Origin of the sequence: Streptomyces sp. MnatMP-M17 (assembly GCF_900091995.1) — a bacterium.
Taxonomy (GTDB): domain Bacteria; phylum Actinomycetota; class Actinomycetes; order Streptomycetales; family Streptomycetaceae; genus Streptomyces.
The window spans coordinates 1-7279 of the sequence record NZ_FMDK01000030.1; the positions used below are offsets into that span (position 1 = coordinate 1).

Below are 7279 nucleotides of genomic sequence, written 5' to 3' on the forward strand. Positions count from 1 at the left end.
CAGGAGGCCCGCCCCGAAGCGATCGGGACGGGCCTCCTGCGTTGCTGCGGGATGCGATACGGGCTACTCGGTACGGGCTACTCCCCCTTGGACGCCTTCTTCTCCTTCGCGTCCTCGATAACCGCCTCAGCCACCTGCTGCATCGACAACCGCCGGTCCATCGACGTCTTCTGAATCCACCGGAACGCCGCCGGCTCCGTCAGCCCGTACTGCGTCTGAAGAATCGACTTCGCCCGGTCCACCAGCTTCCGCGTCTCCAACCGCTGCGTCAGATCCGCGACCTCACGCTCCAGCGTCCGCAGCTCCGTGAACCGCGACACCGCCATCTCGATCGCCGGCACCACATCACTCTTGCTGAACGGCTTCACCAGATACGCCATCGCCCCGGCGTCCCGCGCCCGCTCCACCAGATCCCGCTGCGAGAACGCCGTCAGCATCAGAACCGGCGCGATGGACTCCTCCGCGATCTTCTCCGCCGCGGAGATCCCGTCCAGCACCGGCATCTTCACATCCAGAATCACCAGATCCGGCCGGTGCTCCCGAGCCAGCTCCACGGCCCGCTCACCGTCACCGGCCTCACCGACGACCGCGTAGCCCTCTTCCTCAAGCATCTCTTTCAGATCGAGACGGATCAGAGCCTCGTCCTCGGCGATGACGACACGCGTCGTCAGCGGCGGAACGTGCGACTTGTCGTCATCGTCGACGGGCTGGGGCGACTCGGGGGCGGTCACGGGGGCTCCTCGTTCAGACAGGATGCTGCTCCCTTGAGCCTACCGAGCTGCGGTATGGTGGTCGTGCGGAGGGCCTGGCCATACCTTTGATTCTGTGAGCCCCGGTAGCCCAACGGCATGAGGCAATGCTCTCAAACAGCATACAGTGTGGGTTCGAATCCCACCCGGGGCACTTTTCCTTCGTTTCCAAGGTGGATCATCGCTTGATGATCTTCACTCGTCACGGTGATCGCGTGTTACGTGAAGCACAAGGTCCCCAGCCTGATGCTCACGCTGGACGATGCGTGGCCGGGTTTACAGGACGCGGCAGAAGCCGCCCTACGGGCCGTCTTCCCGTATAACGCCACGTGCCGCCTGCGCCGCAAGGGCTGCCAGAACATCCCCGTCGCCAAGCGCGCGTCCGTCGCTCTTATGGACGCGCGCGTCGGGGCCAAGCACTGATCACTTCGGGCTGTCGTCCTCGCCGATGTGGTGCACCCGGACCAGGTTTGTCGAGCCCGGGATTCCCGGTGGGGAGCCCGCCGTGATCACTACGATGTCGCCCTTCGCGCAGCGGCCGATCCTGAGGAGTTCCTCGTCCACCTGGGCGACCATCGCGTCCGTGGAGTCCACGTGCGGGCCGAGAAACGCTTCCACGCCCCAGGTGAGATTGAGCTGCGCGCGGGTCGCCGGGTCGGGGGTGAAGGCCAGCAGGGGGATCGGCGAGCGGTAGCGGGAGAGGCGGCGGACAGTGTCGCCGGACTGGGTGAAGGCGACGAGGAACTTCGCGCCGAGGAAGTCGCCGATTTCCGCCGCCGCGCGGGCTACCGCGCCGCCCTGGGTGCGGGGCTTGCTGCTTTCGGTGATCGCTGGGAGGCCCTTGGCGAGGATGTCCTCCTCGGCGGCTTCCACGATGCGGCTCATCGTCTTGACGGTCTCGACGGGGTATTTGCCGACGCTGGTCTCGCCGGAGAGCATCACGGCGTCGGTGCCGTCGATGACGGCGTTGGCGACGTCGGAGGCTTCGGCGCGCGTGGGCCGGGAGTTCTCGATCATCGAGTCGAGCATCTGTGTGGCGACGATGACGGGCTTGGCGTTGCGCTTGGCCAGTTTGATGGCGCGCTTCTGCACGATCGGGACTTGTTCGAGCGGCATTTCGACGCCGAGGTCGCCACGGGCGACCATGATGCCGTCGAACGCGGCGACGATGCCGTCGATGTTCTCGACGGCCTGCGGCTTTTCGATCTTGGCGATGACGGGGAGCCGGTGGCCTTCTTCGTCCATGACGCGGTGGACGTCGTTGATGTCGGCTCCGCTGCGTACGAAGGAGAGCGCGATGGCGTCGGCGCCGGTGCGCAGGGCCCAGCGGAGGTCGTCGACGTCTTTTTCGGAGAGTGCGGGTACGGAGACGGCGACGCCGGGGAGGTTGAGGCCTTTGTGGTCGGAGACCATGCCGCCCTCGATGACGAGGGTGTGGACGCGTGGTCCGTCGACGGAGGTGACTTCGAGGGTGACTTTGCCGTCGTCCACGAGGATGCGCTCGCCGGTGGTGACGTCGGTGGCGAGTCCTTCGTAGGTGGTGGCGCAGAGGTGCCGGTCGCCTTCGGCGGGTTCGACGGTGATGGTGAATTCGTCGCCGCGTTCAAGGAGTACGGGTCCTTCGCGGAAGCGGCCGAGGCGGATCTTCGGGCCTTGAAGGTCCGCGAGGATTCCGATGCTGCGGCCGGTCTCTTCGGCGGCTTTCCTTACGCGCTGGTAGCGCTCCTCGTGGTCGGCGTAGGTGCCGTGGCTGAGGTTGAGGCGGGCGACGTCCATTCCGGCTTCTACCAGTGCTTTGATCTGGTCGTATGAGTCGGTGGCGGGCCCCAGGGTGCAGACGATTTTCGCTCGGCGCATATATCGAGCGTAGGCCTTACCGGTGGGTAGCGAATTGGCCGCGCATGACTACTCAACAACCTTTGCGTTAAGGGCTGTTGACAAGTGTTGAATTGTGCAGAGGCCCGCTCCGATGAGCATGAACATGTATTCAGGCGCTGAGGTATTCAGACACACCGAGGTATACCGAGGTATTCAGGCGCTGAGGTCGGGCGGTGTCATCGTGAAGCGTGCGTTCACCTGTGCGTAGACCGTCTGGCGTTGTGGTTCGAGATCGAGCGCGGGCGCGGCGTCGGCCGCTTCGGTGGATCCGAAGGAGCGGCTGCGCAGGGCGCCGACGGGAGCCATCCCGTAGTCGACGGGAGTCTCCGCGCCGAGGTCTGCGAGCTCGACCAGCGCGGCGAGCCGGGCGCCGAGTGCTTCGGCGTATTCGCGGGCGCGCTGGACAGCTTCGCGTACGGCTTGGCGGCGGGCTTCGCCGTGGGCCGGGGAGTCGGGGCGCAGGGCCCACCAGGGGCCGCCGACCTGGGTGAGGTCAAGGTCGGCGAGGCGGGTGGTGAGTTCACCGAGGGCGGTGAAGTCGGTGAGTTCGACGGTGAGATGGACCCGGCCGTGGTAGGCGCGGATGCGTTCGCCGCGGCCGTGTTTGGTGAGTTCGGGGCTGATGGAGAAGGCGCCGGTCTCCAGTTTTTCGACGGCGTCGCCGTAGGACTTGATGAGGGCGAGGGCTTCGGCGTTGCGCCGGGTGAGGTCGTCGAGTGCGGTGCGCCGGTCGGTGCCGCGGGCGCCGATGGTGACGCCGATCCTGGCGATCTCCGGGTCGACTTCGAGCCGTGCCTCGCCGCGGACGGCGACGCGTGGTGTGTCGGGCGTGCCGTAGGGCGGGGCGGGTGTCGGTGCGTCGGTGGTCATGTGCGGCTCGCTCCCTCGTGCGGCGATGTACGGCGATGACGGCGTTGTACGGCAGGTAGCAGGTACAGCGGGTACGGCACGTGCGGCAGGTACGGCAGGCACGACGGGCTGCTCATGGAACGGCGGGCCATCGCCGTACGCACACCGTCCCGTACGCCCACTCTCGCACTCGGGTACGACAGTCGGCAGTCATCTGATCGAAACCTTGCGGGGGTGTTGCGGTCCGGTGTCCGTGGGCCAGAATCTACGCGCGTTGTTGACTGCTTCGAGGGAGAAGAGAACGAAATGCCGCTGAACCGTAGGACGTTCCTGGGCAGCACCGCTGCCGCCGGTGCGGGTGTGGCCCTGGCGGGAGGGGCGACGGTGCCGGCCGTGGCCAACAGCCGCGACCGGGATCCGGAGCGGTACTCGTTCACCGTGATGGGGACGACGGACCTGCACGGCAATGTCTTCAACTGGGACTACTTCACGGACAAGGAGTACGACGACTCCGCCCACAACGACATCGGTCTCGCGAAGATCTCCACGCTGGTCAACCAGATCCGTGAGGCGAAGGGCCGTCGGAACACGCTGCTGATCGACGCGGGTGACACCATTCAGGGCACCCAGCTCTCGTACTACTACGCGAAGGTCGACCCGATCACCGCCAAGCGCGGTCCGGTGCACCCGATGGCGCAGGCCATGAACGCGATGGAGTACGACGCGGCGGCGCTCGGCAACCACGAGTTCAACTACGGCATTCCGCTGCTGCGGAAGTTCGAGAAGCAGTGTGACTTCCCGCTGCTGGGTGCGAACGCGCTGGACGCGAAGACGCTCCAGCCGGCCTTCCCTCCGTATGTGATCAAGAAGATGCGTGTGACGCACGCCAAGGATGTGCGGGTGGCGATCCTCGGTCTGACGAACCCGGGTATCGCGATCTGGGACAAGGCGAATGTCCAGGGGCAGATGACGTTCCCGGGTCTGGAGGAGCAGGCGGCGAAGTGGGTGCCGAAGCTGCGGTCCATGGGCGCGGATGTGGTCATCGTGTCGGCGCACTCGGGTACGAGCGGTACGTCGTCGTACGGCGACCAGGTGCCGTATGTGGAGAACGCGGCGACGCTGGTGGCCGAGCAGGTGCCGGGTATCGACGCGATTCTGGTGGGCCACGCGCATTCGGAGATTGCGGAGCGCCGGGTGGTCAACAAGGAGACCGGCAAAGAGGTTGTGCTGTCGGAGCCGTCCCGCTGGGGTATGCGGCTGACGACGTTCGACTTCGACCTGGTGGAGGAGCAGGGTTCCTGGAGGGTCGAGAGGGTCTCCGCGAAGGTCTTGAACTCCAATCTCGTGGAGGAGGACCCGAAGATCGCCAACCTGCTCATCGACGAGCACCGCAAGGCCGTCGAGTACGTCAATCAGGTCATCGGTACGTCGACGGCGACGATCACCACGGTCGACGCGCCGTGGAAGGACGAGCCGATCATCGATCTGATCAACCATGTCCAGTCAGAGACGGTGAAGGCGGCTCTGGCGGGCACCCAGTGGGCGGCGCTGCCGGTGCTGTCGCAGGCGTCGTGCTTCTCACGTACGGCGGCGATCCCGGCGGGCCAGGTGACCATCAAGGACGCGGCGGGTCTGTACCCGTTCGAGAACACGATGGAGGCGCGGCTGCTGACGGGCGCGCAGATCAAGGAGTATCTGGAGTTCTCGGCGAGGTACTACGTGCAGACGCCGGCGGGCGGTCCTGTGGACACCTCGAAGCTGACGAACGCACAGGGCACGCCGGACTACAACTATGACGTGGTGTCGGGCCTGACGTACGACATCGACATCGCGAAGCCGGTGGGCTCGCGGATCGTGAATCTCCAGTTCGAGGGCGCTCCGCTGGACCCGGCGGCGAAGTTCGTGTTCGCGGTGAACAACTACCGGGCGAGCGGTGGCGGCAACTTCCCGCATGTGGCCACGGCTCAGCAGCTCTGGTCGAACTCGGACGAGATCCGTAACACGATCATCACCTGGGTGAAGGCGGCGGGCACGATCGACCCGGCGCAGTTCGCCTCGGTGGACTGGAAGCTGACGCGCGACGGCGTGCCGGTCTTCTGACCTGTACGAGCTGACCTGTACGAGCCGTACGGGCCTGCGCAGGCCTCGCGCCCGACGCGGGCCCCCCGTGTCAGCGGACTTCGGTGAGCGGGACCAGATCCCTCGGTGCGGGCACCGGGCGGGTCCGGTCCCGTCCGTCGAGTCCGAAGCTGGTGAAAGCGGTGCGCCTGGGCAGCGGATAGGGCTCGGTGCCGGTGAGGTGGTTGAGGATGGTGGCGCTGCGCCACGCGGCGAGCCCGAGGTCGGGCGCGCCGACTCCATGGGTGTGCCGTTCGGCGTTCTGTACGTAGACGGAGCCGGTGACGGCGGGCGCGAGCGCGATGCGGTGGTGTTCGTCGATCCGGAGGCGTTCCGAACCGTCCCTGCGCAGATACGGGTCGAGTCCGGCGAGGAGCCCGTCGAGCGGGCGTTCGCGGTAGCCGGTGGCGAGGACGACGGCGTCGGTGGTGATACGGCTTCTGGTGCCCTGCTGGGCGTGTTCCAGATGGAGTTCGACCTTGGTGGTGGCGACGCGTCCGGCGGTGCGGACGGAGACTCCGGGTGTGAGGACGGCGTCGGGCCAGCCGCCCTGGAGGGTGCGCCGGTAGAGCTCGTCATGGATGGCGGCGATGGTGTCGGTGTCGATGCCTTTGTGGAGCTGCCACTGCCGTGGGACGAGTTCGTCGCGTACGTGCTCGGGCAGGGCGTGGAAGTAGCGGGTGTAGTCGGGTGTGAAGTGTTCCAGGCCGAGCTTGGAGTACTCCATGGGCGCGAAGGCTTCCGTGCGGGCGAGCCAGTGGATCCGCTCCAGGCCGGTGGGACGGGAGCGCAGCAGGTCGAGGAAGATCTCCGCGCCGGACTGTCCTGATCCGACGACGGTGATGTGTCCGGCGGAGAGCAGCCGGTCGCGGTGGGCGAGATAGTCGGCGGAGTGGATGACGGGGACCGTGGGCGCTTCGGCGAGCGGTCTGAGCGGTTCGGGGATGTACGGCTCGGTGCCGATGGCGACGGCGACATGGCGGGCGTGGGCGCGGCCGAGTGCCTGGGCTTCGCCGTCGTGGTCGAGCTGGGTGAAGTCGATCTCGAACAGGGCGCGTTCGGGATTCCAGCGGACGGCGTCGACCTGGTGGCCGAAGTGGAGTCCGGGGAGCTGGCCGCTGACCCAGCGGCAGTACGCGTCGTATTCGGCGCGCAGGATGTGGAAGCGTTCGGCGAGGTAGAACGGGAAGAGCCGGTCGCGGGCCTTGAGGTAGCTGAGGAAGGTCCAGCGGCTTGCGGGATCGGCGAGGGTGACCAGGTCGGCGAGGAAGGGCACTTGCAGTGTGGCGTCCTCGATGAGCAGCCCGGGATGCCAGCGGAAGGCGGTGCTCTGGTCGTAGAAGGCGGTGTCGAGGCCTCCGTGCACACCGTCGGCGAGGGCGGCGAGGGAGAGGTTGAACGGCCCGATGCCGATGCCCACGAGGTCGTAGGGGTGGTCGAGGCGGGCGGGGTGCGCGGTCATCGGCGGGGCTGCCTTCCACGGTTCGGGCACCCGGGTGTCCGGGGCCGGTGGCGGTGTCCACGAAGCACAACGAGCCGGTCCGCCGCGGGGTATCGCCGTCGCCGAAGGACGGCTGAAAACGCTCCGCCCCGGGAGCCGGCCGGCCGTGTGAGGGCGGTACGGCGGATCCCGGGGCGGCTCGAAAGGCGCGGGCGCCCGCGCTCCGGCGGCTTGGCCCGGCCCG

The 7279-nt window shown here is 67.1% G+C and carries 6 protein-coding genes and 1 tRNA gene; 3 read left to right on the forward strand and 4 right to left on the reverse strand.

Features of this window, described 5'->3' with window-relative positions; genetic code table 11:
* Positions 1–77: 77 nt before the first annotated feature.
* Entirely contained in the window at positions 78–731 is a 654-nt protein-coding gene (locus GA0115259_RS01700) for an ANTAR domain-containing response regulator (protein ID WP_066954595.1), read from the reverse strand.
* A 98-nt stretch (positions 732–829) separates the two neighbouring features.
* Here GA0115259_RS01700 and GA0115259_RS01705 point away from each other — a divergent pair.
* Positions 830–903, forward strand: a tRNA-Leu gene (locus GA0115259_RS01705).
* Positions 904–971: 68 nt separating this feature from the next.
* Positions 972–1172 carry a hypothetical protein gene (locus tag GA0115259_RS01710; protein ID WP_141716418.1) on the forward strand — a complete coding sequence of 67 codons (201 nt, stop codon included), beginning with the start codon at positions 972–974 and terminating at the stop codon, positions 1170–1172.
* Here the strand turns inward: GA0115259_RS01710 and pyk are convergent, their stop codons facing one another.
* The gene (gene pyk / locus GA0115259_RS01715; RefSeq protein WP_093589742.1) at positions 1173–2606 is read right to left on the reverse strand and encodes a pyruvate kinase; all 1434 of its coding nucleotides are present in this window, start codon (positions 2604–2606) and stop codon (positions 1173–1175) included.
* A gap of 174 nt (positions 2607–2780) precedes the next feature.
* Complete coding sequence (locus tag GA0115259_RS01720) at positions 2781–3497, reverse strand: SIMPL domain-containing protein (RefSeq protein WP_093589745.1); 717 nt, start codon at positions 3495–3497, stop codon at positions 2781–2783.
* A 285-nt stretch (positions 3498–3782) separates the two neighbouring features.
* Between GA0115259_RS01720 and GA0115259_RS01725 the strand changes: the two genes are divergently transcribed.
* Positions 3783–5576 (forward strand): bifunctional metallophosphatase/5'-nucleotidase, encoded by a 1794-nt coding sequence (locus GA0115259_RS01725; RefSeq protein ID WP_093589748.1) that lies wholly within the window; start codon positions 3783–3785, stop codon positions 5574–5576.
* 70 nt (positions 5577–5646) lie between these two features.
* On the opposite strand, the gene GA0115259_RS01730 is transcribed toward GA0115259_RS01725, so the two are convergent.
* Positions 5647–7056, reverse strand: coding sequence for a lysine N(6)-hydroxylase/L-ornithine N(5)-oxygenase family protein (locus tag GA0115259_RS01730; RefSeq protein WP_093589751.1), 1410 nt, complete (start codon positions 7054–7056; stop codon positions 5647–5649).
* Between the last annotated feature and the right edge of the window lie 223 nt (positions 7057–7279).

What these genes read in the sequence shown, in the direction of transcription:
- pyk (WP_093589742.1), bottom strand. Translation starts at nt 2,606, where the DNA reads ATGCGCCGAGCGAAAATCGTCTGCACCCTGGGGCCCGCCACCGACTCA.
- GA0115259_RS01720 (WP_093589745.1), bottom strand. Translation starts at nt 3,497, where the DNA reads ATGACCACCGACGCACCGACACCCGCCCCGCCCTACGGCACGCCCGAC.
- GA0115259_RS01725 (WP_093589748.1), top strand. Translation starts at nt 3,783, where the DNA reads ATGCCGCTGAACCGTAGGACGTTCCTGGGCAGCACCGCTGCCGCCGGT.
- GA0115259_RS01730 (WP_093589751.1), bottom strand. Translation starts at nt 7,056, where the DNA reads ATGACCGCGCACCCCGCCCGCCTCGACCACCCCTACGACCTCGTGGGC.